Consider the following 22,334-nt stretch of genomic DNA (forward strand, 5'->3'; position numbering starts at 1 on the left):
CATGGTTGATTCGTCGGGAGGACCCGTGTTGCGGGTGGCGGTTGCCGGTGCGAGTGGATACGCCGGTGGCGAAGTGTTGCGTCTACTGCTCGGTCATCCCGAATACCGAGCGGGGCGCCTCGAGATCGGGGCGCTGACCGCCGGTTCCAACGCGGGTACCGCACTGGGCGCGCTGCAGCCGCATCTGCTGCCCCTGGCGGACCGGATTCTCGAGGAGACCACTCCCGAGGTCCTGGCCGGTCACGACATCGTGTTCCTCGGCCTCCCGCACGGCCAGTCCGGCGCCATCGCGGCCGCCCTGCCCGACGAGACCGTCATCATCGACTGCGGCGCGGACTACCGGCTCACCGACGCCGCCGCCTGGGAGCGGTATTACGGCAGCCCCCATGCGGGCAGCTGGCCCTATGGCCTGCCCGAGCTGCCCGGTGGGCGGGCCGAGCTCACCGGCGCCCGGCGGATCGCCGTGCCCGGCTGCTACCCGACCGTGTCCAGTGTGGCGCTGGCCCCGGCGATCGCCGCCGGGATCATCGAGCCCGCCGTGAATGTCGTTGCAGTGAGCGGCACTTCGGGCGCGGGTCGCAAACTCGATGTCGGTCTGCTCGGTTCCGAGGTGATGGGCAGCGTGCGGGCCTACAGCGTCGCGGGCGCGCACCGTCACACTCCTGAGATCGCGCAGAACCTGAAAGCTGCGGGCGGCGTGGATGTCTCGGTGTCGTTCACCCCGGTGCTGGCGCCGATGCCGCGTGGCATCCTCGCCACCTGCACCGCCCCGGTGAAGGTCGACGCCGCGCAGGCCCGCGCCGTCTACGAGAAGGCCTACGCCGAAGAACCTTTCGTGCACCTGCTACCCGAAGGCGTACTGCCGCAGACCGGTTCGGTGCTCGGCTCCAACGCCATCACCCTGCAGGTCACCGTCGACGCCGACGCGGGTCTGCTCGTGGTGATCGGCGCGATCGACAACTTGACCAAGGGCACCGCGGGCGCCGCGGTGCAATCGATGAATCTGGCCGTCGGATTCGACGAGACCGCAGGACTTTCCACCGTAGGAGTGGCACCGTGACGACCCCTGATCCGCAGACCCCGGACCACGGCAAACTGATTCACACCCAGGGCATCACCGCGCCACTGGGTTTCCGCGCGGCGGGCATCGCGGCCGGTATCAAGGCCAGCGGCAAGCCGGACCTCGCGCTGGTGCTCAACGAGGGCCCCGAGTACTCGGCGGCCGGTGTCTTCACCAGCAACCAGGTCAAGGCCGCGCCGGTGCTCTGGTCGCAGCAGGTACTGAAGGCCGGTCACGTGCGCGCGGTGATCCTGAACTCCGGCGGCGCGAACGCCTGCACCGGCCACGGCGGTTTCCAGGACACGCACAAGACCGCCGAGGAACTCGCCGCGGCACTGAGTAATTGGGGCACCGAGACCGGCGCGGGCGAGATCGCGGTCTGCTCCACCGGTCTCATCGGTGACCGCCTGCCGATGGACAAGCTCATCCCGGCGATCACCGAGATCGTGCACGAGATGGGCGGCGGCATGTCGGGTGGCTCCGATGCCGCCCACGCCATCATGACCACCGACACGGTGCCGAAGGAGTCGGCGTTCCACAGCGAGGACAAGTGGAATGTCGGCGGCATGGCCAAGGGCGCGGGCATGCTCGCGCCCTCGCTGGCCACCATGCTCGTCGTGCTCACCACCGACGCCGTCGCCACGCCCGAGCAGCTCGACTCCGCGCTGCGCAAGGCCACGAAGTACACCTTCGACCGGCTCGATGTCGACGGCTCCTGCTCCACCAACGACACGGTGCTGCTGCTGGCCAACGGCGCCAGCGGCGTCGCGCCCGCGCAGGAGGATCTCGACGCCGCGGTGTTCACCGTGTGTGACGACCTGGCCGCCCAGCTGATGGCCGACGCCGAGGGCGTCACCAAGCGGGTCCAGGTCACCGTCACCGGCGCGGCCTCCGAGGACGAGGCGCTGACCGTCGCCCGCGCGGTCGCCCGCGACAGTCTGGTCAAGACCGCGCTGTTCGGCTCCGACCCGAATTGGGGTCGCGTGCTCGCCGCCGTCGGCATCGCGCCGGTGACCCTCGATCCGAACCGGATCGCGGTGTCGTTCAACGGCAATCCGGTCTGCGTCGACAGTGTCGGCGCGCCCGGCGCCCGCGAGGTCGACCTGTCCGGCGAAGACGTCGACGTCCTGATCGAGCTCCACGTGGGCGAGGGCACCGCGATGGTGCGTACCACCGACCTCTCGCACGCCTACGTCGAAGAGAACTCGGCGTACAGCTCATGAGCGGCAGTGTGGTGCACACTCTGTCGGCGCTGGACAAAGCGCACGTGCTCGCCGACGCGCTGCCGTGGCTGCAGAAGTTCCGCGACAAGATCGTGGTCGTGAAGTACGGCGGCAACGCCATGATCGACGACGAACTCAAGGCCGCCTTCGCCGCCGACATGGCGTTCCTGCGCACCGTCGGCGTGCATCCGGTGGTCGTGCACGGTGGTGGCCCGCAGATCAACGCCATGCTGACAAGGCTCGGTATGGCAGGCGAATTCCGCGGCGGGTTCCGCGTCACCACCCCCGAGGTGATGGACGTGGTGCGGATGGTGCTGTTCGGTCAGGTGGGTCGTGAACTCGTCGGGCTGATCAACGCGCACGGCCCGTACGCGGTCGGCATCTCCGGCGAGGACGCGCACCTGTTCACCGCCACCCGGCGCACCGTCGCCGTCGAAGGCGTCGCCACCGACATCGGCCTGGTCGGCGATGTCACCGAGGTCAACCCCGGCGCCGTGCTCGACCTGATCGACGCGGGCCGCATCCCGGTGGTCTCCACCATCGCCCCCGACGCCGACGGCGTGGTGCACAACATCAACGCCGACACCGCCGCCGCCGCACTGGCCGAGGGCATCGGCGCGGAGAAGCTCGTGGTGCTCACCGACGTCGAGGGCCTCTACACCGACTGGCCGGACCGCTCCTCGCTGACCAGTCAGATCGACGCCGACGCGTTGGCGAAGTTGCTGCCGCGCCTGGATGCGGGCATGGTGCCGAAGATGGAAGCGTGCTTGCGCGCCGTGCTCGGCGGGGTCCCCAGTGCCCACGTGATCGACGGCCGCGTGCCGCATTCGGTACTACTGGAGCTGTTCACCGGAGAAGGAATCGGAACCATGGTGACCCCCGCCGGGTCGCCGGATGGAACGCAATCATGAGCGAAGTAGAGAAGCTGCAGCAGCGGTGGTCGGCCGCGATGATGGACAACTACGGCATCCCGAAGGTCGCGCTGGTGCGCGGCGCCGGTGCGGTGCTCTACGACGCCGACGGTAAGCGCTATATCGACTTCCTCGGCGGTATCGCGGTCAACAGCCTCGGCCACGCCCACCCCGCCATCCTGGAGGCGGTCACCCAGCAACTGGGCACGCTCGGCCACGTGTCGAACCTGTACGTCAACGAGCCCGTGATCGAGCTGGCCGAGAAGCTGCTGGCCCACTTCGGCGACGGTGAGGGCAAGGCGTTCTTCTGCAACTCCGGCACCGAGGCCAACGAGGCCGCGTTCAAGATCGCGCGGCTCACCGGGCGGTCCAAGATCGTCGCCGCCGAGGAGGCGTTCCACGGACGCACCATGGGCGCGCTGGCCCTCACCGGTCAGCCCGCCAAACGCACGCCGTTCGAGCCGATGCCGCCCGGCGTCGTGCACGTGCCCTACGGTGACGCCGCCGCGCTCGAAGCCGTGGTCGATTCCGACACCGCCGCGGTCTTCCTCGAGCCGATGATGGGGGAGAGCGGTGTGGTCGTCCCGCCGTTCGACTACCTCGCCAAGGCGCGGGAGATCACCTCGCGGGCCGGGGCGCTGCTGATCCTCGATGAGGTGCAGACCGGAATCGGCCGCACCGGAACATTTTTCGCGCACCAGGCGGCGGGCATCGTGCCCGACGCGATCACCCTGGCCAAGGGTCTCGGCGGTGGCCTGCCGATCGGTGCCGTGCTGGCCCAGGGTCGCGCCGCCGAACTGCTCACGCCGGGTCTGCACGGCACCACCTTCGGCGGCAATCCCGTGTGTGCCGCGGCGGCTCTGGCCGTGCTGCGCACGATCGACTCCGACAACCTGCTGACCCACGTGGAGTGGGTGGGCAAGAAGCTCAGCGACGGCATCGCGTTGCTCGAGCATCCCGAGATCGACCACGTGCGTGGTGCGGGTCTGCTCATCGGCATCGTGCTGAAGAACGGCATCTCCGCCTATGTCGACGAACGGGCGCGCGAGGCCGGCTACCTGGTGAACCCCGCCAAGCCCGATGTGATCCGGTTGGCGCCGCCCCTGGTGCTCACCGAAACCCAGGCCGACAATTTCGTCGCCGACCTGCCCGAGATCCTCGACAAGGCCGCCGCCGATGCTAAGGGAGCGACCAAGTGACCCTGCGTCATTTCTTGCGCGACGACGATGTGACCCAGGCCGAACAGGCCGAAATCCTCGCCATCGCCGCCGACTTGAAGAAGGACCCGTTCCTGCACCGGCCGCTGGACGGCCCGCGCGGGGTCGGCGTGATCTTCGAGAAGAACTCCACCCGCACCCGCTTCTCGTTCGAGCTCGGCATCGCGCAGCTCGGCGGCCACGCGGTGGTCGTCGACGGCCGCGACACCCAGTTGGGTCGTGAGGAAACCCTCGGCGACACCGGCAGCGTGCTCTCGCGCTACGTCGACGCCATCGTGTGGCGGACCTTCGAACAGTCCCGCCTCGACGAGATGGCCGTCACCGCAACGGTTCCCGTGGTGAACGCGCTGTCCAACGAATTCCACCCCTGCCAGGTGCTCGCCGATCTGCAGACGATCAGCGAGCGCAAGGGGGCACTCGCGGGACTGAACCTCACCTACTTCGGTGACGGTGCCAACAACATGGCGCACTCGCTGCTGCTGGGTGGAGTGACCGCCGGAATGAACGTGACCGTGGCCGCGCCCGCCGGTTTCGAACCGCTGCCGTGGATCCTGGACGCCGCCGCCAAGCGCGCCGCGGAAACCGGTGCGACCGTGTCGGTCACGGGCGACCCGGTGGTCGGCGCGACCGGCGCGGATGTGCTCGTCACCGACACCTGGACCTCCATGGGACAGGAGAACGACGGTCTCGACCGCGTCGGCCCGTTCCGTCCGTTCCAGCTCAATACCGAGCTGCTCGCCCACGCCGCTGCGGAAGCGATCGTGCTGCACTGTCTTCCGGCGCACCGCGGCGAGGAGATCACCGACGAGGTGCTCGACGGCGAACACAGCGTGGTCTGGGACGAAGCCGAGAACCGCCTGCACGCCCAGAAGGCGCTGCTGGTGTGGCTGCTCGCGAAAGCCGCCGCGTGAGACCGCGAACCGGGGCCGGCGTGGGGGCCGGGCGATGAGCGCGCCCGAGAAGGGCTCGCCCGCGATCGCCCGGACCCGCGCCGGCCGCCAGTCGCGCATCATCGAACTGCTGACCTCGCATTCGGTCCGCAGTCAGACCGAACTCGCCGCGCTGCTGTCGGCCGAGGGGATCGAGACCACCCAGGCCACCCTGTCGCGTGACCTCGACGAACTCGGCGCGGTGAAACTGCGCGCGGCCGACGGCGGCGCCGGCGTCTACATCGTCCCCGAGGACGGCAGCCCCGTGCGTGGCGTCACCGGCGGCACCGGCCGCCTGTCCAAACTCCTCGGTGACCTGCTCGTCTCCACCGACGCCAGCGGCAATCTCGCCGTCCTGCGCACCCCGCCCGGCGCCGCCCATTTCCTGGCCAGCGCCCTCGATCGCGCGGCCCTGCCCTACATCGTCGGCACCATCGCCGGTGACGACACCATCGCTGTCATCGCCCGCGAACCACTCACCGGCGCCGAACTGGCGGCGAAGATCGAAGGCCTGGCCTAGCGCTGGACGCGCAGGCCCACGAGCGCTACGTCGGTGAGCAGCGGTGCGGAGTTGGGCGCGGCTCGGCAGCCCGCGCCGCGTGCTGGGGATGGGCTCGCTGGCAACAGGTTTCGCGTTCCTGCCGACGGCGGTGCTGATGTTCGTGATGATCCGCCTGATCCCGGGCTGCTGGCTCGTTTCGGACCCGAGCCGGTGAGGATCTTCGGCACCGCGTGAGGCAGGCGGTTCACCGAACCACGTCCTGGTCGGTGGCATGACCGCGGCCTTCGCCGTCATCGCCGCCTCGACCTTCCTGGTCGCGCTCACCTTCCGCAGCACTCACTCGCCGCGATGAGCGTACGCGTCCGGCGCGGATATGCCAGAGCGCGGCGTAGATCGCCCAGGCACCGGCCGTCGCGCGCACCGCGCCGACGATCATGTGCCGGATCAAGTCGTAGGTACTGGCCCGGGCGACCGGATCGTCGACCGCGAGCACGGCACCGATCACGGGTGCGGCGAGCAAGACGACGGTGACGGCCCCGCGCATCCAGGTGGCAGTGACGGTGGTGCGGCGGGCGCGGCGCACCAGCAGGTAGGCGAGGGTCGCCGTTCCCGCGAGAGAGGAGACGTAGCCGAGGACGTTGTAGGTCTTGTGCGGCTCGATGACCGACGTCCGCAACAGATCCCAGTGCTGCACAGCGAAACCCGCTGTCTGGGTGAAGGAATCCCAGATCACGTGCGTCGCCGCACCGAGCAGCACCGCGATGACTGTCGGTATCACGTCGAGTCCGCGCGGTCGGGAAGCACGGGACGAGGGCAGCGACAACGGGAGAAGCGCGGTGGCGGGGCCAGCCGAGAGGCGGAAGACGACGAGCAGTGCGAGGCCGATCAGCAGGTCCCACCACAGGACCCCGGCCACGGAGTGGGTTGCGCTGCCGGACAGGGAAATCGGCAGATAATAGGCGACATCAGGGGCGATGGACCCGGCGACAAGGGCGGCAAGCGGAAGATGCCGAGCGAAGGGGAGCACCGCAACCGGGTGGGCGAACGTGATCGGCACGCGATCACCGTAATCGGTTGCGGTGCTCGGCTACTCGGTCACCGGGAGGTAGTGGTGTCGGCCGGATGCGGCACGGCCTGCATTCGGCCGCGTTGACCAGCGGTCGGCACGAAGCAGAGCCCAGCACGCTCCCGGTGGGTGCTGGGTGAACCGTTCGTCACAGCCGGCGCCAGGACCACTGGACGAGCACGTCGTGCGGGTTGCCGGGCGTGACCATCCGGGGTGCGGTGTTCAAGCCGTTGGGTGGGCCAGACTGGGCCTCCACCGACAGTGACTGCTGCGGCAGTGTCCACACGACCACGTCGTTGACCGGGCTGGTGATGGTGAGTTCCAGGAACCCGGGCCAGGTGAGGCGGGCGAGGACGCCGTCCGGCATGGCGAAGCAGTCGTCCCACGGCGGTGGCGTCGGCGCGATCTCGCGGCCGGTGGGCAGGTAGTCGTCGCCGCGTTCGTACTGCCAGGCCGGGTCGAAATCGAGTCGCACCGGTCCGGTCGCCGGCGCGACTTCGCGCAGGAACCACGGATGCCAGCCGCCCTGGGCGGGGAAGGCATCGTGGTCGGTGGCGATGCGCATCGCCAGGGTGAGACCGGTGTCGGTGAGGGTGAACGTCTGGGTGACGGCGCCCGCGAACGGCCACGGCGCACCGAGGCGATGGCTGATCGTCGCCTCGGCCGGCGTCGCGGCCACCACGTCCCACCGTCCGTCGCGCGCGGTGCCGTGGATGCTGTGCGGCGGATTGTTGATCGGCATCTGATACGTGTGGTCGCCGACGGTCAGCTCACCGTTGCCGAGCCGACCGGCCCACGGCGCCATGACGAAACATCCGGTTCCGGGGTCTTGCCGGAGCAACTCGGTGCCGTCGACGGTGAGGCTGTGGATCGCGCCGCCGTCGCCCGGGGCGATCGTGAGACCCGCGGAGCCTGCGTCGAGCCGCACATCGTCGGTCATGGCTCGCAGACTAGCGGCGTGGGTCGGTGACCGGCGCAACCCCGCCGGAACCCCGGCGAGGCGGGGATCAGGTGAACGGGTACTGGCCGCCGCCCGCACCGCCGCCCTGGTTGTTCGGCGTGGCGATGTCGATGATGTTCTGAACCAGGTCGACGACGGCCCTGCCGACATCGAGAACACCGTTGCCGAGGGTCGAGAATTCCTGCGCGATGGAAGAGAGCATCATGTTCGTCCTCACGTGTGGCGAGCCGAATAGTGCGCTCCCAGCGTGCCATACGTGAGGCGTCAGGAGTTGAGGAAATTCAGGATCAGCAAGGTCAGCGGGGCGGTGATCTCGAATCCTGTTTGCAGGACATACACCCCGAGACCAGCGATGGCGTTGTAGTTGTCGGAGAGGAACTGCAGGACTTCGTCCATGGTGTGCTCCCTGGATTCGAGGTCGGTGGCGTCAGGCGAAGAATCCCTGGAGCAGCGGCGTGCCGAGCTCGATGACGGCCTTGGCCACCGTCAGCCCGAGGTTTCCGAGTCCGATGACCACTGTGCCGATGAGGTCGTAGTTGGCCTCCGCGAAATCACGTAGCGACTGCATGATGGCTCCTTCGGTCCCGACCGTGGCTATCTGGTGTGACCAGCGTCTCACAGCCGGGACTGCTCGCCAAGGGGGCTTACGGTGTCGCGGTACCCCCGGTTATGTATGAGATTGCATCATCATGCATAATCATTTGTAGCAACGGCGTGAGCCGAACCGGCGGCCGGAGCATCCATACTGCTCACGGCAGGCCTTACGTACCAGACTTCGAGGAGCACAACAGACATGTCCGATCGCGTCGTACTCGCCTACTCCGGTGGGCTTGACACCTCCGTCGCCATCAGCTGGATCGCGAAGGAGACCGGTTCCGAGGTGGTGGCCGTGGCCATCGACCTGGGCCAGGGCGGCGAGGACATGAGCGCGATCCGACAGCGCGCACTGGACTGCGGTGCCGTGGAGGCCATCGTGGTCGACGCGCGCGACGAGTTCGCCGACGAGTACTGCCTGCCCACCATCCAGGCCAACGCCATGTACATGGGTCAGTACCCGCTCGTCTCGGCCATCAGCCGCCCGCTGATCGTCAAGCACCTGGTCGAGGCCGCGAAGTTCCACAACGCCACCACCGTCTCGCACGGGTGCACCGGCAAGGGCAACGACCAGGTCCGCTTCGAGGTCGGTATCGGCGCGCTCGCGCCCGACCTCGAGGTCATCGCCCCGGTTCGCGACTACGCCTGGACCCGGGAGAAGGCCATCGCCTTCGCCGAGCAGAACAGCCTGCCGATCAACGTCACCAAGAAGTCGCCGTTCTCCATCGACCAGAACGTGTGGGGCCGCGCGGTCGAGACCGGGTTCCTCGAGGACCTGTGGAACGCGCCCACCAAGGACGTCTACGACTACACCGCCGACCCGACGGTGAACTTCGAAGCGCCCGACGAGGTCATCATCACCTTCGAGAAGGGTGTGCCGGTCGCCATCGACGGCCGCCCGGTCTCGGTGCTGCAGGCCATCGAGGAGATGAACACCCGCGCCGGACGTCAGGGTGTCGGCCGTCTCGACATGGTCGAGGACCGTCTCGTCGGCATCAAGAGCCGCGAGATCTACGAGGCGCCGGGCGCCATCGCGCTGATCACCGCGCACCAGGCCCTCGAAGCCGTCACCGTCGAGCGTGAGCTGGCCCGCTACAAGCGGCAGGTCGAGCAGCGCTGGGGCGAGCTGGCCTACGACGGCCTGTGGTTCTCCCCGCTCAAGCGCGCACTCGACGCTTTCATCTCCGACACCCAGCAGACCGTCACCGGCGAGATCCGGATGGTCCTGCACGGTGGGTCCGCCGTGGTCAACGGCCGTCGCTCCGAGCAGTCGCTCTACGACTTCAACCTGGCCACCTACGACGAGGGCGACACCTTCGACCAGTCGCTGGCCAAGGGCTTCGTTCAGATCCACGGGCTGTCCTCCAAGGTCGCCGCCCGCCGCGACCTGAACCAGAAGTAATACGCGCAGAGCCACCCTCGTAGTCTCGATACCGGCCGGTCCCCACGGATCGGCCGGTGTCGTCATCATCCATGCCCGCATGCCCGCCATCCCGACCGGAGGAGACATCGACCATGACCCACAGTGGAACCAACGAAGGTGCGCTCTGGGGTGGGCGATTCGCTTCCGGGCCGGCCGAGGCGATGGCGGCGCTGAGCAAGTCGACGCACTTCGACTGGGTGCTCGCGCCCTATGACATTCGCGCGTCCAAGGCGCACGCCCGGGTGCTGCACAAGGCCGGGCTGCTCGCCGACGAGGATCTGCCCGCCATGCTGGCCGGTCTGGACGCGCTCGCCGCCGATGTCGCCTCGGGCGCCTACGGGCCCGCCGACTCCGACGAGGATGTGCACGGTGCGCTCGAGCGGGGGCTGATCGAGCGGGTCGGGACCGAGCTCGGTGGTCGGCTGCGGGCCGGTCGTTCGCGCAACGACCAGGTGGCGACCCTGTTCCGGATGTGGCTGCGCGACGGTGTGCGTCGCGTCGCCGCCGGGGTGCTCGACGTGGTCGACGCGCTCGTCGCGCAGGCCGCCGCGCACCCCGACGCGGTGATGCCGGGCAAGACCCACCTCCAGGCCGCTCAGCCGGTGCTGCTCTCGCATCACCTGCTCGCCCACGCGCATCCGCTGCTGCGAGATCTGGAGCGCCTGCGCGACTTCGACAAGCGCGCGGCCATCTCGCCGTACGGTTCGGGCGCGCTGGCCGGTTCCTCGCTCGGCCTCGATCCCGAGCAGATCGCCGCCGAACTGGATTTCACCGCCTCCGCCGCCAATTCGATCGACGCGACGTCCTCGCGTGACTTCGCCGCCGAGGCCGCGTTCGTGCTGGCCATGATCGGTGTCGATCTGAGCCGGATGGCCGAGGAGGTCATCATCTGGAGCACACCGGAATTCGGCTACGTGACCCTGGCCGATGCCTGGTCCACCGGTTCGTCGATCATGCCGCAGAAGAAGAACCCCGATGTCTCCGAGCTCACCCGTGGCAAGGCGGGCCGCCTGATCGGTAACCTGACCGGCCTGCTCGCCACCTTGAAAGCCCAACCGCTGGCGTACAACCGGGACCTGCAGGAAGACAAAGAACCGGTTTTCGACTCGGTCGCCCAGCTCGAGCTGCTCCTGCCCGCCATCGCGGGCCTGGTCGCCACCCTGACCTTCCACACCGACCGGATGGCCGAACTCGCGCCCGCCGGGTTCACCCTCGCCACCGATATCGCGGAATGGATGGTGCGCCAAGGTGTTCCGTTCCGTGTCGCCCACGAGGCGGCAGGCGCGTGCGTGCGCGTCGCCGAGGCGCGCGGTGTCGGTCTCGACGAGCTGACCGACTCCGAATTCGCCGCCGTGGACCCCGCGCTCACCGCCGGTGTGCGCGAGGTGCTCACGGTCCAGGGTTCGATCGCCTCGCGTAACGCGCGGGGTGGCACCGCCGGTGTGCGCGTGGCCGAACAGCTCGACGAGGTCCGCAAGAGCGCCGATGACGCGCGCGCCTGGTTGCGCTGAGGCGGGGAGGTGGTGACTTCACCCACCACCTGCTTGCCAAGAGATTGCCGGTGTGACAGCTTGGCAGTGAGCCCGAACGGGGCTCCCGGACGAGGGTAGCCGTACCCGGAACGCGACAAGACGGCCACAGGAGGCTCGTCATGTCATGGATTCTGCTCGTTGTCTCCGGTGTCCTGGAAGCAGTGTGGGCCACCGCGCTGGGTCGGACCGAAGGATTCACCCGACTCGTCCCGACCGTCGTTTTCGGCATAGCCCTTGCAGCCAGCATGACCGGGCTGGCGCTGGCGATGCGCGATCTCCCCGTCGGCACCGCGTACGCGGTCTGGGTGGGCATCGGCGCCGTCCTGACCGTCGTCTATGCCATGGTCACCGGCGCGGAGGCTTTCTCTGTCGTGAAGGCCGTGTTCCTGGTGATGATCGTTGCCGGTGTGGTCGGGCTGAAAATGGCGCACTGACGCGGTGATTCTCGGGCGTGATGCGGGAACCCGATGGGGCGCAAGGGGTTCTAGAGCTCGGCGTGCACGCGGAAACCCGCGTCACGCAGTGCGTCCAGGACGTCGTCGCGATGGGCGGAGCCGCGGGTTTCGACGGTGAGTGACACCTCGACCTCATCGACGGCCAGCCACGGACCCGTCCGTGAGTGCACGACGTCCACCACGCTCGCGCCCGCGCGCCCGACCACGGCGAGCAGCGCGGACAGCGCGCCCGGCCGGTCATCGATGGTGACGTGCACGGCCAGGTAGCGGCCCGCGGCGCTGAGACCGTGACCGATCACGCGAGTGAGCAACAGTGGGTCGATATTTCCGCCCGACAAGATGGTCACCACCGGGCCGGGCGGATCCTCGAGCGCGGAGGTGAGCAAGGCGGCGACGCCCGCCGCCCCCGCCGGTTCGACGACGAGTTTGGCCCGTTCGAGGCAGAGCAACAGTGCCCTCGACAGGGCATCCTCGTCGACGGTGATGATCTCGGACACCAGCTCGGCGACATGGGCGAAAGGCACCGCGCCGGGGAGCCCGACCGCGATACCGTCGGCCATCGTCGACATTCGCGGCACCCGGACCGGCCTGCCCGCCGCCAGTGAATCCGGCCACGCCGCCGCCTCGGCCGCCTGCACGCCGATCACCCGGACACGCGGCGCCAACGCGTGCAACGCCACCGCGACACCCGCGAGCAACCCACCACCACCGGTCGGCACGACCACCGTGCCCACCTCGGGAGCCTGCTCGAGGATTTCCAGCGCGACCGTCGCCTGACCGGCGACGATATCGGGATGGTCGAAGGGATGGATCAGGGTCGCCCCGGTCCGAACGGCGAATTCCTGTGCCGCGACCAAGGATTCGTCGATCGTGTCGCCCACCAGATGCACATCGGCACCGTAGGCGCGGGTCGCGACCAGTTTCGGTAGCGAGGCCCCGACCGGCATGAACACCGTCGAGGCGATCCCGAGCTCGCTCGCCGCCCACGCCACTCCCTGCGCATGATTGCCCGCGCTGGCCGCCACCACACCTCGTGCCCGCTGCGCCGCGGGCAGATTCGCGATCCGGTTATAGGCTCCGCGCGGCTTGAACGACCCGGTGCGCTGCAAGTTCTCGCATTTGAGCAGTACCTGCGTGCCCGCCCGCTCCGACAACACCCGCGACCCCACGATCGGCGTCCGCCGGATCACCGGCGCCAGCAGTCGCGCGGCCTCCTCGATCCGCTCCAGTCCCACGGTCTCCATCGGCCACATAGTGCCAGGTTCGGCATCGCGAGTCGGGTATCCAGGCGTTGCGTCCATATTGTGCAGCGATCAACCGCCCGGCCACTGATCAGGGGAGTCGCGACGACTTCGCGATGTTGTGGGCGATCGTGCCGAGGCGGGTGAGGCGGGCGTCGCCGAGCGGGGTGAGTCTGCCGCCGAGACGATTGGTGACGAAGGCGAGGGAGAGGCCGGTCTCGGGATCGGCGAAGGCGCCGGAGCCACCGAGGCCGAAGTGTCCGAAGGCGGAGATCGGGTCGGCCTTGGAGGGCTTCATCGGAACGCCGTGGAAGCCCATGGCCCAGGGGATACGGAAGGCCAGAACGTAGTCGGGGGTGAAGACCTGGCGGGTGGCGAAGCGGGGGATCGAGTCGGGGGAGAGGATGCGGGTGCCGTCGAGTTCACCGCCGTTGGCCAGGGCGGCGTACACGCGGGCGAGCGCGCGGGCGGAGAAGACGCCGTTCACGCCGGGCATCACCGAATCGTGGACGCGCTCATCGACGATCAGGTCGGCGAACCCGCGCGGGGTGGTTTCCGCGGCGGCGGCGAAGCGGGTGCGGGTGAGCAGATCGGAGCCGGTATCCCATTCCATGCCCGCGGCGCGCAGGCGCGGGAAGGTGGTGGCGATGCGGTGGCGCTGGTCGTGCGGCACCCGGAACCAGAGTTCTTCGGCGTCAAGAGGTTCGGCGAGTTCGGTGCGCACCACATCGACGAACTCACGGCCGGTGACCCGGGCGACGATCTCGGCGGCCAAGTGCCCGTAGCTGATTCCGTGATAACCGCTGGTGACCCGATGCCGCGGATCGGGAGTGGCGGCGGCCAGAGCGGCGGTGACGGCACCGTCATCGAGGAAACTCTCGATCGGTCCGGGCAGCAGACCGCGCAGCCGGTGCAGGCCGGCGCGGTGGGTGAGTACATCGCGCACGGTGATATGGGCCTTGCCCGCCGCGGCGAACTCCGGCCAGTACTGCGCGACAGGGCTGTCGTAGTCGAGCTGTCCCCGATCGGCCAGCTGGTGGATCACGGTGGAGGCCACGCCTTTTCCGGTGGAGAAGCCCAAGGCCACCGAGTCCGCCGTCCACGGCACGCCCGGACTCGCGTAGCCCGCCCATACATCGACGACCGGCTCGCCGTGCAGATACACACACAGTGCGCCACCGCCGTGCGAGGGCTTGCGGAACAGATGGTCGAAAACAGCGACCAAGCGGACGAAACGGCGATCCACCGACTGCGTTGTCGAAACTCCCATCGTTCGAGCATGCCATCACTCACCGGGGACCGGTCGGTACGGTGATCGTTTCCTAACTGTCACATCGAACAGTCCGCGCGCAATACGCCGTCCATAGCATGTGTGTATGCCTTCGAGACGACGATCGGCGCTGCTCGCAAGGCTTGTGGTCGATGAGCCGGGCCGGCCGCAAGTGATTCTGGGCGAACTGCGCCGGGTGATCCTCGACGGTGCCGTACCGCCGTGCACCGTGATCCCGCTACGGGAAGTAGCCGAGCTGTTCGGGGTGAGTCACATCCCGGTCCGTGAAGCGCTCAAGACGCTGATCGGGGAGGGCCTGGTCACCCACCGCCAGCAGCGCGGCTACCAGGTGGCCCAGCTCACCGCCCGTGAACTGCGCGAAATGTACATCGTGCGTGACACTTTGGAGACGGCGTCACTCGCCGCGGCCGCACTGCACGCCGATGAGTCCGAACGCGCGCACCTGCTCGCGGTGAACGACCTACTCGAACGCGCCATCCTCGACGACGATCCCGAGGCATACCAGCGACAGTCGCGCAGCTTCCACGTAGCGCTGACGCGGCCGTCACGGATGTTCCGGCTGCTGTACATGCTCGAAGCAGCGTGGAATGTCACCGAGCCGGTGCAGTCGATGGTCCACATCGACCGACTCGACCGCGAGCGCCTGCACATCGATCACATCGCCATGCTCGACGCGTTCCTCGCCCGCGATGTCGACCGTCTGCTCGTGGCTGCCGAGGAACACCATCGCAGGCTGGAAACCGTGGTCGCGACCCTGCCGACCGATACCGGGCTGCTGGCGCCGGAAGATATATCTTCGGTGCAATAGGCGCGAAATTCCCGGGAAACCGCTGGGCAACCGCTGATACTTACCGTCAGTTCAGCAGATGAACCCTTTCGGACGGGAACGATCATGACCGACACCATTACCTCCTCGGCGGTTCCCGCCGGTGAACCACCCACTTATGATCCGCGGCTCACGAACGAGGATCTGGCGCCGCTGCGCAAGCAGAGCTGGGGCACCTACAATATCTTCGCGTTCTGGATGTCGGATGTGCACAGCGTCGGCGGATATGTCACGGCGGGAAGCCTTTTCGCACTCGGACTGGCCAGTTGGCAGGTACTCGCCGCACTGCTCATCGGCATTACCATCGTGTATTTCTTCTGCAATCTGGTGGCGAAACCGAGTCAGATGACCGGGGTGCCGTATCCGGTGATCTGCCGCAGTGCGTTCGGCGTGCTCGGCGCGAATATCCCCGCGATCATCCGCGGGCTGATCGCGGTGGCCTGGTACGGCATTCAGACGTTCCTCGCATCGGCGGCGCTGGATGTCGTTCTGGTGAAACTGTTTCCGGGGTTGGCGCCTTACGCCGTCACCGCCGACTACGGATTCCTCGGACTGTCGGCCCTCGGCTGGGGCAGCTTCCTGCTGCTGTGGGTGGTGCAGGCGTGCGTGTTCTGGCGCGGAATGGAATCGATCCGCAAGTTCATCGACTTCTGCGGTCCCGCGGTGTATGTCGTCATGTTCCTGCTCTGCGGCTACCTCATCGCGCAGGCGGGCTGGAGTGCCATCGACCTGAAACTCGGCGAGGTGAAATACACCGGCTTGGCCTCGGTACCGGTGATGCTCGGCGCGATCGCGCTCGTCGTGTCGTATTTCTCGGGCCCGATGCTCAATTTCGGTGACTTCTCCCGATACGGGAAGAGCTTCGTTGCGGTGAAGAAAGGCAACTTCCTCGGGCTTCCGGTGAATTTCCTGGTCTTCTCGGTACTGGTGGTGGTCACCGCCTCCCTGACGTTGCCGGTGTACGGCGAGCTCATCACCGATCCGGTCGCCACGGTTGCCAGGATCGATTCCACTTTCGCGATCGTGCTCGGCGCGCTCACCTTCGCCGTCGCCACCATCGGGATCAATATCGTCGCGAACTTCATCTCGCCGGCCTTCGATTTCTCGAATGTGAGTCCGCAGCGGATCAGCTGGCGGGCGGGCGGCATGATCGCGGCGGTCGGGTCGGTGCTGATCACCCCCTGGAATCTGTACAACAATCCCGATGTCATCCACTACACCCTCGAGGTGCTCGGTGCCTTCATCGGACCGCTGTTCGGGGTGCTGATCTGCGATTACTACCTGGTTCGCAAGCAGAAGGTGGTCGTCGACGATCTGTTCACGATGTCGGAGCAGGGGACCTATTACTACACGAAGGGCTATCACCCGGCCGCGGTCATCGCGACCGCCGTCGCCGCCGCGGTGGCGGTGTTCCCGGTGCTGGCCAACAGTCTGCCCGGCATGCACACCGCCGCTCAGTACAGCTGGTTCATCGGCTGTGGCATCGGCTTCGCTGTCTACTACCTGCTGACCGGCGCCCAGCGCACGGCCGCTGCCGAGGAGGTCGGTGTCTGATGCGCATCCGGGTCGTCAACCCGAACACCACGCGGGCGATGACCGACACGATCGAGCGGTGTGCGCTGGCCGTCGCGGGCCGGGGCACACTGCTCGACGCGGTCACCTCCGAGATCGGGCCCGCCTCGATCGAGAGCCACTACGACGAGGCGATGAGCGTGCCGGGCCTGCTCGCCGCGATTCGGCAGGGCGAGGCCGACGGGGTGGACGGGTATGTCATCGCCTGCTTCGGAGATCCGGGTGTGGACGCGGCACGGGAACTGGCGTCGGGGCCGGTGATCGGGATCGCCGAGGCGGCCATGCGCACCGCGAGTCATCTGGGACGCGGATTCAGTGTCGTCACGACGCTCGGACGCACCATCGGCCGGGCGGCCGATCTTGCGGAACATTATGGGATGCAACGGTTCTGCCGGGGAATCCATGCGTGCGAGATCTCGGTACTCGCACTCGATACCGACCCGGACGCGCGCAAGATCGTCACCGAGGCGTGCCGGGTCGCCGTCGCACAGGACGGGTCCGACGCTGTGGTGCTCGGGTGCGCCGGAATGGCGGATCTGTGCGCGCACATTCGCGACGAGATCGGGGTGCCGGTGATCGACGGCGTCGCGGCGGCGACATTGACCGTGCAGTCGCTGCTCACGATGGGGCTGCGCAAGTCGGGGAGGGGAGAGTTCGCGCCGCCGCCGCCGAAGACCTACGCGGGACTGCTGGAATCCTTCGGTTCGTGAACGCCGCTCAGATGCCCGCGGTCTCGGTGCTCAGTGCGTTCAGCACCGCAGCGAGATCGTCGACGTCGACGACCAGACGGGTGAAGTCCGGCCCGTCCAGGTCGATCCGCACGGCACTGCCGCCGAAGGTGGTGTCCCAGAACTCTTTGCGCCCCTTACCGCGGTAGACGCCCGCGGCGATCACGCCGGGGATGAAGGTGCCGGGCGCGCGGACCCACGGGGGCCGCAGGTCCACTTCGGCGGTGGCGATCTCGGTGATCGCGGCGCGGTCGATCACGACCTGCTGGCGCAGAGCGAGCAGGCGATGCCCACCGAGCACATTGACCGTCACCGTGTCGTCGTCGATCTCGACCTCGACCATCGCTACCTCACTCGCCATCGTGCGGACCGTTCGATGTCCAGCTTCGCCGGGCGGCCTGGTCACGGACTGTGGTGAGCCTGTGAGTTCCCCAAGGAACTCAAGGCCATCTACAAATATAGATATGCGCATCTATACGTTTTCTCGTCGCGGGAGCACCCGAGACGAGAAAAAACAAGGACAGCCCGGTCAGCGCTGGTGCGCCTGATCGGCGATCTCGAGCACCTGCGACAGCCACGGCGTGAACTTGCCGGGGTTCTCCGACAGATCCGCACGCACCTCCTGCGGGGGGATCCACGCCCAGCGGGCGATCTCGGCCGGGTCCGGTCGCGGCGTCACGTCACCGACCACGCCGATCAGGACATGGTCGTACTCGTGCTCGACGCGGCCGGTCTTCTCGTCGCCGGCGCGGTAGGTGAACACGCCGACCTTCGTGAGCTCGGCCGCCATCCCGAACTCCTCGCGCAACCGGATCGCCGCGGCCTCGACAACGCTCTGACCCGGCAACGGATGCCCGCAGCAGGTGTTTGCCCACTGCAGCGGGAACCGGGTCTTCACCGCGGCGCGTTGCTGGAGCAGGACGCGTCCCTGCGCGTCGAACAGCAGCACGGAGAAGGCGCGGTGGAGCGTGCCGGGTGGCCGATGGGCATCGGCCACCGAGCACGCTCCGATCGCCGCGCCTGATTCGTCGACCAGCTCGACGAGCATGGTTTCGCGGTCGGTCGACGGGTCGGCGAGCTTTTCGGTCACCTGGCCACCTTATCGGCGACGATCATCAGGTATTGGAAGCTGCCCTCGCGGTAGGCGGTGAGGAACGGCTGTTCGACGCCGGTGGCGAGCTCGGAATGGGTGCGCAACTCCCAGTACGGGATGGTGTCGGGTGTGAGGTCGACGACCGTGGTGGGGACGAGGCCGCTGTCGGACAGTGCGCGGAAGTACTCGCTGCGCGGGTGGATCATGCAGCCGTAGTGCGCGTCGATCCAGCTGACCGAGGCGGACCGGCCGCCGGTGACATCGTTGGAGCAGCCGGTGATGCACACATAGCGCCCACCCGGTTCGAGCACGCGGGCGAATTCGTCGAAGAGATCGAAAAGGTCGACGTACATGGTGGTTTCGTTGGTCCAGATGGCCCGGGCCGACTCGTCGACGAAGCCGGTGTCGAGCATATTGCGGAAGTGGAACCCGACCCGTTCGGTCACACCACGGGCCTCGGCCTGATCGTTGGCGAAGCCGACCTGGTACTCGGAGATGCTGACGCCGTCGACGTGGCAGCCGAAGCGATCGGCGGCCATGAAGCTGGTGCCGCCGCGGCCGGAGCCGCCGTCGATCAGCCGGTCGTCGGGGGTGATGGCACCGAGGTTGTCGAGCAGATAGTCGGCCTGGGCGGTCTCGAGGCGGTGCAGTTCGCGCACGATCCGTTCCTGCCGGGTCGTCTCCGGGCCGTCCAGCACCGACCAATCGGGTTCGCCGATGCCGTAGTGGTGGTGGTAGAGGCCGTCGACCTTGCCCAGTTCGGTATTGACCCGGTCGTCGTTGGGATTGTTGTTCCAGTACGCGGCGACCGAACGCTGATAGGTGGTGCGCAGGACCGAGCGGTCGGGGCTGTTGACGATGGTCATCTGTCGTCCTCTCCTGGTGCGATGTCGTGGTAGCGGCGGCTGCCCGCGTGCCAGGCGCGGTTGCCGCCCATCCAGGCCCACAGCCCGGCCAGGAAGCGGCGCAGCTGGGGTGAGCCCGAGGCGGCGAGGGGGGCCGCCTCCCGTTCGAAGCGGTGCATCAGTTCGTCGTGGATCTGGGCGGTGCGCTGCACGGCGTCGGCCCGGCTGCAGCCCTCCTCGGCGGCAAGGACCGTCGGCAGATTGAATTCCCTGCCGCCCGAAAGGTCCTCGCGCGCCATCGAATACAGGTCGTTGACCATCTGGGCGGCCAGCGCGGCAGTGGTGGTCACCCGCCGCACCGCCGGGTCGGCGTAGTCGGCGGCGGGGAGTTCGTAGCCGCCGATCGCGTCGATCGGTGCCATGCACGGCAGGAAACTGTGTGGCTGCCGATTGGTCAGGTACTCCCAGACCGGCGGCATCCGGTCCGCGGTGCGCCAGCCCGCTTCCGCGCCGAGCGCGATGAACCATCCCGCGATCTCGGTGCGTAACCGGGCCAGCTGCGCCGGGCTCGCGTACCCCGCCAGGTGCGCGAACGAGGTGCGGAACGCGCGCAGGATCGGGTCGGCCTGCATGGCCTGCTCGAGCCTCGGCGCGTATCGCGTGGGCAGATGGGCCGGATCCATCGCGGCGGCGGCTAATTCGAGCCGTGGCCCGAGTTCGGCGGCGGCGCTGGACGGCGTGCCGTCGGGTGCGGTGTCGCCAGGGGCGTCCTCCTCGCAGTAGTAGTCGTCGACCGACCATTCCGCCACCGCGCAGCGCGCGGCGGCCAGTAGCCGGTCGGGATCGTCGCAATCGGGATGGGCGAGCATGATCAGCCGGCCGAAGTCGGCCTTGGCGAGTTCGTCGAGACGGCCTTCGTAGAGGCCGATCTCGGCGGCCCAGGCGAGCAAACCCGCGTTGACGGCCTCGGCCAGCGCCGGGTCGTCACGCTCGGGCGGTGGGCAGTAGAGAGCGGGAATCGATTGTTGACCACTGGGATTGGCCGTTGTCGAAGCGGGATCGACCGGAGATTTCGGTGCCGGGAACAGTCGCAGAGCTGAAGTGCCTATCCCGGTCGGGCCGCGAAGACGACGCGGCCCGACGGTACCGGTGGCCGTATCGAATGGACGTCGGGGGAGCGTGGCGGTGGCGGAGAACAGGTCGGCCGGGGCGGCGGCGCCGTGCAACAGGGCCGCCACCGCGACAGCCAGATCGCCTGCCACGATCGGGGCGCCGACCCTGGTGAGGATGGACACGGTCCGCGCCGATCAGTCGGCGCGGCGCGCGACGAGCACGTCGTCGAGCACGCCGAGCGCATCGGGAACGAGGACGGCCGCGGAGTAATAGCAGCTCACCAGGTACGACATGATCGACTGGTCGTCGATCTGCTTGAACCGGACGTTGAGGCTCGGCTCGTATTCGTCGGGAATGCCGGTCTGATGCAGACCCACGACGCCCTGATCCTTCTCACCGATGCGCATCGCCATGATCGATGTGGTCTGGGTGTCGCTGACCGGGATCTTGCCGCACGGCAGCAGGGGCACGCCGCGCCACGCCGGCACCCGGTGCCCCTGGTACTCCACGGGATCGGGATACAGCCCGCGGCGCGAACACTCGCGACCGAAAGCGGCGATCGCTTTCGGATGTGCGAGAAAGAATTTGGTGCCGCGCCGCATGCTGAGCAGCTCGTCCATGTCGTCGGGCGTCGGCGCGCCGGATTCGGTGGTGATGCGCTGTTTGAGATCGCAGTTGTGCAGCAGGCCGAACTCGGCATTGTTCACCAGGTCGTACTCGCGTCGCTCGTAGAGCGCCTCGACGGTGAGCCGCAGCTGCTGGTCGACCTGGTTCATCGGATCGTTGAACAGGTCGGCGACCCGGGTGTGGACCCGCAGCACGCTCTGGGCCAAGCTGAGTTCGTATTCGCGGGGGCTGGCGTCGTAGTCGACGAAAGTACCCTCGAGCAGGGGTTCGCCGGAATGACCGGAGGAGATCTCGATATCGGCTTCACCCTTGGAGTTCTGGAGCCGGCTCGACCGCTGGGCCGCTTCGGTCCGGATCTGATCCAGCTCCGGGTTCAGTTCGAGGAATTGCTCGAATTGTTGTCTCGGCAGGCAGAGAATGGTGGTCCTGGTCACCGTCTTCACCGTGTCCGGCCAGATCGCCGAGGGATCGGTGAGCATTTCCTCGCCGTAATAGTCACCGCCGGACAGTATTCCGAGTTTGGTGGTCTCGCCGTACTCGCCGGAGCCGAGCCGGGCGAGTTTCCCGTGGACGACGAGGATCACCTGATCCATCGGATTGCCGAATTCGGCGACGACCGTTCCAGGGTCGAGGTCGTATTGCACGAAGTTCTCCGCGAGCGGCGCCAGGAGCTGGTCGTCGTCGATATCGCGCAGCGGGGGAAGCTCACGCAGTTCCTGGGGAATCACTCTGGCCCGTGACCCGTCGACGACGAATTCGACTTCCCCGTTGCCGACGGTATGGGTGAGCCTTCGGTTGACCCGGTAGATACCGCCCGCGACCTGCACCCATGGCAGCGCGCGGGACAGCCAGCGCGAGCTGATGCCCTGCATCTGCGGTTCGGATTTGGTGGTGTGCGTCAGCTTGTGCGCGGCCGTGGTACTCAGGCTCTTGCGCACGGAATTGTCTGTAGGCAAAGGCATTTCGATGGTCATGGCATTTGTCCTCACCTCGGGACGGATATCGGCACGGCCGATCGACCTGTACGGCGCGGCGGTGCGCGACAGGTTCAGTGGGTGGGTAACAGTGCGAAGTGAATGGTCCTGCGCGGAAAACCGGGCATGTGAAACGGTCTTACACGAAATC

At 67.7% G+C, this 22,334-nt stretch carries 25 protein-coding genes and 1 riboswitch; of the genes, 13 read left to right on the forward strand and 12 right to left on the reverse strand.

Annotated elements, in window-relative coordinates; translation table 11 throughout:
- Position 1: 1 nt before the first annotated feature.
- From argC to ACFWFP_RS29515, 7 genes are read left to right on the forward strand one after another with little or no spacing between them, the layout of a single operon-like run.
- Positions 2–1,060, forward strand: a complete 1,059-nt coding sequence (gene argC / locus ACFWFP_RS29485) for an N-acetyl-gamma-glutamyl-phosphate reductase (protein ID WP_379300418.1) — start codon at positions 2–4, stop codon at positions 1,058–1,060.
- On the forward strand, positions 1,057–2,283 hold the full coding sequence (gene argJ, locus ACFWFP_RS29490) for a bifunctional glutamate N-acetyltransferase/amino-acid acetyltransferase ArgJ (protein WP_379300420.1): 1,227 nt from the start codon (positions 1,057–1,059) through the stop codon (positions 2,281–2,283). Before argC ends, argJ begins: the two co-directional genes overlap by 4 nt.
- Positions 2,280–3,194 carry an acetylglutamate kinase gene (argB, locus tag ACFWFP_RS29495; RefSeq protein ID WP_379300422.1) on the forward strand — a complete coding sequence of 305 codons (915 nt, stop codon included), beginning with the start codon at positions 2,280–2,282 and terminating at the stop codon, positions 3,192–3,194. Before argJ ends, argB begins: the two co-directional genes overlap by 4 nt.
- On the forward strand, positions 3,191–4,393 hold the full coding sequence (locus ACFWFP_RS29500; protein WP_379300424.1) for an acetylornithine transaminase: 1,203 nt from the start codon (positions 3,191–3,193) through the stop codon (positions 4,391–4,393). The genes argB and ACFWFP_RS29500 overlap by 4 nt, the downstream gene beginning before the upstream one ends.
- Positions 4,390–5,322: an ornithine carbamoyltransferase gene (gene argF, locus ACFWFP_RS29505; protein ID WP_379300426.1), complete on the forward strand. Its 933-nt coding sequence runs from the start codon at positions 4,390–4,392 to the stop codon at positions 5,320–5,322. The genes ACFWFP_RS29500 and argF overlap by 4 nt, the downstream gene beginning before the upstream one ends.
- Positions 5,323–5,356: 34 nt before the next feature.
- The gene (locus ACFWFP_RS29510; RefSeq protein ID WP_378636937.1) at positions 5,357–5,860 is read left to right on the forward strand and encodes an arginine repressor; all 504 of its coding nucleotides are present in this window, start codon (positions 5,357–5,359) and stop codon (positions 5,858–5,860) included.
- Between the two features lie 43 nt (positions 5,861–5,903).
- Complete coding sequence (locus ACFWFP_RS29515) at positions 5,904–6,056, forward strand: hypothetical protein (protein WP_379300428.1); 153 nt, start codon at positions 5,904–5,906, stop codon at positions 6,054–6,056.
- A 30-nt stretch (positions 6,057–6,086) separates the two neighbouring features.
- On the opposite strand, the gene ACFWFP_RS29520 is transcribed toward ACFWFP_RS29515, so the two are convergent.
- The 5 genes from ACFWFP_RS29520 to ACFWFP_RS29540 form a co-directional block, all read right to left on the reverse strand.
- On the reverse strand, positions 6,087–6,899 hold the full coding sequence (locus ACFWFP_RS29520) for a DUF4184 family protein (RefSeq protein WP_379300430.1): 813 nt from the start codon (positions 6,897–6,899) through the stop codon (positions 6,087–6,089).
- A 157-nt stretch (positions 6,900–7,056) separates the two neighbouring features.
- Positions 7,057–7,848: an aldose 1-epimerase gene (locus ACFWFP_RS29525; protein ID WP_379300432.1), complete on the reverse strand. Its 792-nt coding sequence runs from the start codon at positions 7,846–7,848 to the stop codon at positions 7,057–7,059.
- A gap of 67 nt (positions 7,849–7,915) precedes the next feature.
- The gene (locus tag ACFWFP_RS29530) at positions 7,916–8,074 is read right to left on the reverse strand and encodes a hypothetical protein (protein WP_379300434.1); all 159 of its coding nucleotides are present in this window, start codon (positions 8,072–8,074) and stop codon (positions 7,916–7,918) included.
- A 59-nt stretch (positions 8,075–8,133) separates the two neighbouring features.
- Entirely contained in the window at positions 8,134–8,265 is a 132-nt protein-coding gene (locus tag ACFWFP_RS29535; RefSeq protein ID WP_379300436.1) for a hypothetical protein, read from the reverse strand.
- A gap of 31 nt (positions 8,266–8,296) precedes the next feature.
- Positions 8,297–8,437, reverse strand: coding sequence for a hypothetical protein (locus tag ACFWFP_RS29540; RefSeq protein ID WP_379226089.1), 141 nt, complete (start codon positions 8,435–8,437; stop codon positions 8,297–8,299).
- A 225-nt stretch (positions 8,438–8,662) separates the two neighbouring features.
- Between ACFWFP_RS29540 and ACFWFP_RS29545 the strand changes: the two genes are divergently transcribed.
- The 3 genes from ACFWFP_RS29545 (at position 8,663) to ACFWFP_RS29555 (ending at position 11,852) form a co-directional block, all read left to right on the forward strand.
- On the forward strand, positions 8,663–9,865 hold the full coding sequence (locus tag ACFWFP_RS29545) for an argininosuccinate synthase (protein ID WP_378994234.1): 1,203 nt from the start codon (positions 8,663–8,665) through the stop codon (positions 9,863–9,865).
- 113 nt (positions 9,866–9,978) lie between these two features.
- Positions 9,979–11,397 carry an argininosuccinate lyase gene (argH, locus tag ACFWFP_RS29550; RefSeq protein ID WP_379300438.1) on the forward strand — a complete coding sequence of 473 codons (1,419 nt, stop codon included), beginning with the start codon at positions 9,979–9,981 and terminating at the stop codon, positions 11,395–11,397.
- A 65-nt stretch (positions 11,398–11,462) separates the two neighbouring features.
- Positions 11,463–11,527: riboswitch (guanidine-III (ykkC-III) riboswitch) on the forward strand.
- A gap of 10 nt (positions 11,528–11,537) precedes the next feature.
- Positions 11,538–11,852 (forward strand): DMT family transporter, encoded by a 315-nt coding sequence (locus ACFWFP_RS29555; RefSeq protein ID WP_379300440.1) that lies wholly within the window; start codon positions 11,538–11,540, stop codon positions 11,850–11,852.
- A gap of 50 nt (positions 11,853–11,902) precedes the next feature.
- Here the strand turns inward: ACFWFP_RS29555 and ilvA are convergent, their stop codons facing one another.
- Together ilvA and ACFWFP_RS29565 are read right to left on the reverse strand one after the other, a co-directional pair.
- Positions 11,903–13,126: a threonine ammonia-lyase gene (gene ilvA, locus ACFWFP_RS29560; RefSeq protein ID WP_379300442.1), complete on the reverse strand. Its 1,224-nt coding sequence runs from the start codon at positions 13,124–13,126 to the stop codon at positions 11,903–11,905.
- A gap of 79 nt (positions 13,127–13,205) precedes the next feature.
- Complete coding sequence (locus ACFWFP_RS29565; RefSeq protein ID WP_379300444.1) at positions 13,206–14,384, reverse strand: serine hydrolase domain-containing protein; 1,179 nt, start codon at positions 14,382–14,384, stop codon at positions 13,206–13,208.
- 106 nt (positions 14,385–14,490) lie between these two features.
- Between ACFWFP_RS29565 and ACFWFP_RS29570 the strand changes: the two genes are divergently transcribed.
- The 3 genes from ACFWFP_RS29570 (at position 14,491) to ACFWFP_RS29580 (ending at position 17,513) form a co-directional block, all read left to right on the forward strand.
- Positions 14,491–15,213, forward strand: coding sequence for a GntR family transcriptional regulator (locus tag ACFWFP_RS29570; RefSeq protein ID WP_379300446.1), 723 nt, complete (start codon positions 14,491–14,493; stop codon positions 15,211–15,213).
- Between the two features lie 84 nt (positions 15,214–15,297).
- A complete protein-coding gene (locus ACFWFP_RS29575) occupies positions 15,298–16,785 on the forward strand; it encodes an NCS1 family nucleobase:cation symporter-1 (RefSeq protein WP_379300448.1) in 1,488 nt (495 codons plus the stop codon).
- Positions 16,785–17,513, forward strand: a complete 729-nt coding sequence (locus ACFWFP_RS29580; protein WP_379300450.1) for an aspartate/glutamate racemase family protein — start codon at positions 16,785–16,787, stop codon at positions 17,511–17,513. Before ACFWFP_RS29575 ends, ACFWFP_RS29580 begins: the two co-directional genes overlap by 1 nt.
- 7 nt (positions 17,514–17,520) lie before the next feature.
- Here ACFWFP_RS29580 and ACFWFP_RS29585 read toward each other — a convergent pair whose 3' ends face one another.
- From ACFWFP_RS29585 to ACFWFP_RS29605, 5 genes are all read right to left on the reverse strand, one after another.
- Complete coding sequence (locus tag ACFWFP_RS29585; protein WP_379300452.1) at positions 17,521–17,892, reverse strand: hypothetical protein; 372 nt, start codon at positions 17,890–17,892, stop codon at positions 17,521–17,523.
- Positions 17,893–18,060: 168 nt separating this feature from the next.
- Entirely contained in the window at positions 18,061–18,621 is a 561-nt protein-coding gene (gene idi / locus ACFWFP_RS29590) for an isopentenyl-diphosphate Delta-isomerase (RefSeq protein ID WP_379300454.1), read from the reverse strand.
- Positions 18,618–19,490: a geranyl diphosphate 2-C-methyltransferase gene (locus ACFWFP_RS29595; protein WP_379300456.1), complete on the reverse strand. Its 873-nt coding sequence runs from the start codon at positions 19,488–19,490 to the stop codon at positions 18,618–18,620. The genes idi and ACFWFP_RS29595 overlap by 4 nt, the downstream gene beginning before the upstream one ends.
- Entirely contained in the window at positions 19,487–20,764 is a 1,278-nt protein-coding gene (locus ACFWFP_RS29600; RefSeq protein WP_379300458.1) for a family 2 encapsulin nanocompartment cargo protein terpene cyclase, read from the reverse strand. Before ACFWFP_RS29600 ends, ACFWFP_RS29595 begins: the two co-directional genes overlap by 4 nt.
- Before the next feature lie 12 nt (positions 20,765–20,776).
- The gene (locus ACFWFP_RS29605) at positions 20,777–22,183 is read right to left on the reverse strand and encodes a family 2B encapsulin nanocompartment shell protein (RefSeq protein ID WP_379300460.1); all 1,407 of its coding nucleotides are present in this window, start codon (positions 22,181–22,183) and stop codon (positions 20,777–20,779) included.
- Between the last annotated feature and the right edge of the window lie 151 nt (positions 22,184–22,334).

This window comes from Nocardia sp. NPDC060249 (assembly GCF_042728755.1).
Lineage (GTDB): Bacteria > Actinomycetota > Actinomycetes > Mycobacteriales > Mycobacteriaceae > Nocardia.

What these genes read in the sequence shown, in the direction of transcription:
- ACFWFP_RS29530 (WP_379300434.1), bottom strand. Translation starts at nt 8,074, where the DNA reads ATGATGCTCTCTTCCATCGCGCAGGAATTCTCGACCCTCGGCAACGGT.
- argC (WP_379300418.1), top strand. Translation starts at nt 2, where the DNA reads ATGGTTGATTCGTCGGGAGGACCCGTGTTGCGGGTGGCGGTTGCCGGT.
- ACFWFP_RS29565 (WP_379300444.1), bottom strand. Translation starts at nt 14,384, where the DNA reads ATGGGAGTTTCGACAACGCAGTCGGTGGATCGCCGTTTCGTCCGCTTG.
- ACFWFP_RS29525 (WP_379300432.1), bottom strand. Translation starts at nt 7,848, where the DNA reads ATGACCGACGATGTGCGGCTCGACGCAGGCTCCGCGGGTCTCACGATC.
- ACFWFP_RS29540 (WP_379226089.1), bottom strand. Translation starts at nt 8,437, where the DNA reads ATGCAGTCGCTACGTGATTTCGCGGAGGCCAACTACGACCTCATCGGC.
- ACFWFP_RS29570 (WP_379300446.1), top strand. Translation starts at nt 14,491, where the DNA reads ATGCCTTCGAGACGACGATCGGCGCTGCTCGCAAGGCTTGTGGTCGAT.
- argB (WP_379300422.1), top strand. Translation starts at nt 2,280, where the DNA reads ATGAGCGGCAGTGTGGTGCACACTCTGTCGGCGCTGGACAAAGCGCAC.
- ACFWFP_RS29555 (WP_379300440.1), top strand. Translation starts at nt 11,538, where the DNA reads ATGTCATGGATTCTGCTCGTTGTCTCCGGTGTCCTGGAAGCAGTGTGG.
- ACFWFP_RS29605 (WP_379300460.1), bottom strand. Translation starts at nt 22,183, where the DNA reads ATGACCATCGAAATGCCTTTGCCTACAGACAATTCCGTGCGCAAGAGC.
- ACFWFP_RS29585 (WP_379300452.1), bottom strand. Translation starts at nt 17,892, where the DNA reads ATGGCGAGTGAGGTAGCGATGGTCGAGGTCGAGATCGACGACGACACG.
- ACFWFP_RS29510 (WP_378636937.1), top strand. Translation starts at nt 5,357, where the DNA reads ATGAGCGCGCCCGAGAAGGGCTCGCCCGCGATCGCCCGGACCCGCGCC.
- ACFWFP_RS29580 (WP_379300450.1), top strand. Translation starts at nt 16,785, where the DNA reads ATGCGCATCCGGGTCGTCAACCCGAACACCACGCGGGCGATGACCGAC.
- ACFWFP_RS29545 (WP_378994234.1), top strand. Translation starts at nt 8,663, where the DNA reads ATGTCCGATCGCGTCGTACTCGCCTACTCCGGTGGGCTTGACACCTCC.
- ACFWFP_RS29500 (WP_379300424.1), top strand. Translation starts at nt 3,191, where the DNA reads ATGAGCGAAGTAGAGAAGCTGCAGCAGCGGTGGTCGGCCGCGATGATG.
- ACFWFP_RS29595 (WP_379300456.1), bottom strand. Translation starts at nt 19,490, where the DNA reads ATGACCATCGTCAACAGCCCCGACCGCTCGGTCCTGCGCACCACCTAT.
- argH (WP_379300438.1), top strand. Translation starts at nt 9,979, where the DNA reads ATGACCCACAGTGGAACCAACGAAGGTGCGCTCTGGGGTGGGCGATTC.
- ilvA (WP_379300442.1), bottom strand. Translation starts at nt 13,126, where the DNA reads ATGTGGCCGATGGAGACCGTGGGACTGGAGCGGATCGAGGAGGCCGCG.
- ACFWFP_RS29535 (WP_379300436.1), bottom strand. Translation starts at nt 8,265, where the DNA reads ATGGACGAAGTCCTGCAGTTCCTCTCCGACAACTACAACGCCATCGCT.
- ACFWFP_RS29575 (WP_379300448.1), top strand. Translation starts at nt 15,298, where the DNA reads ATGACCGACACCATTACCTCCTCGGCGGTTCCCGCCGGTGAACCACCC.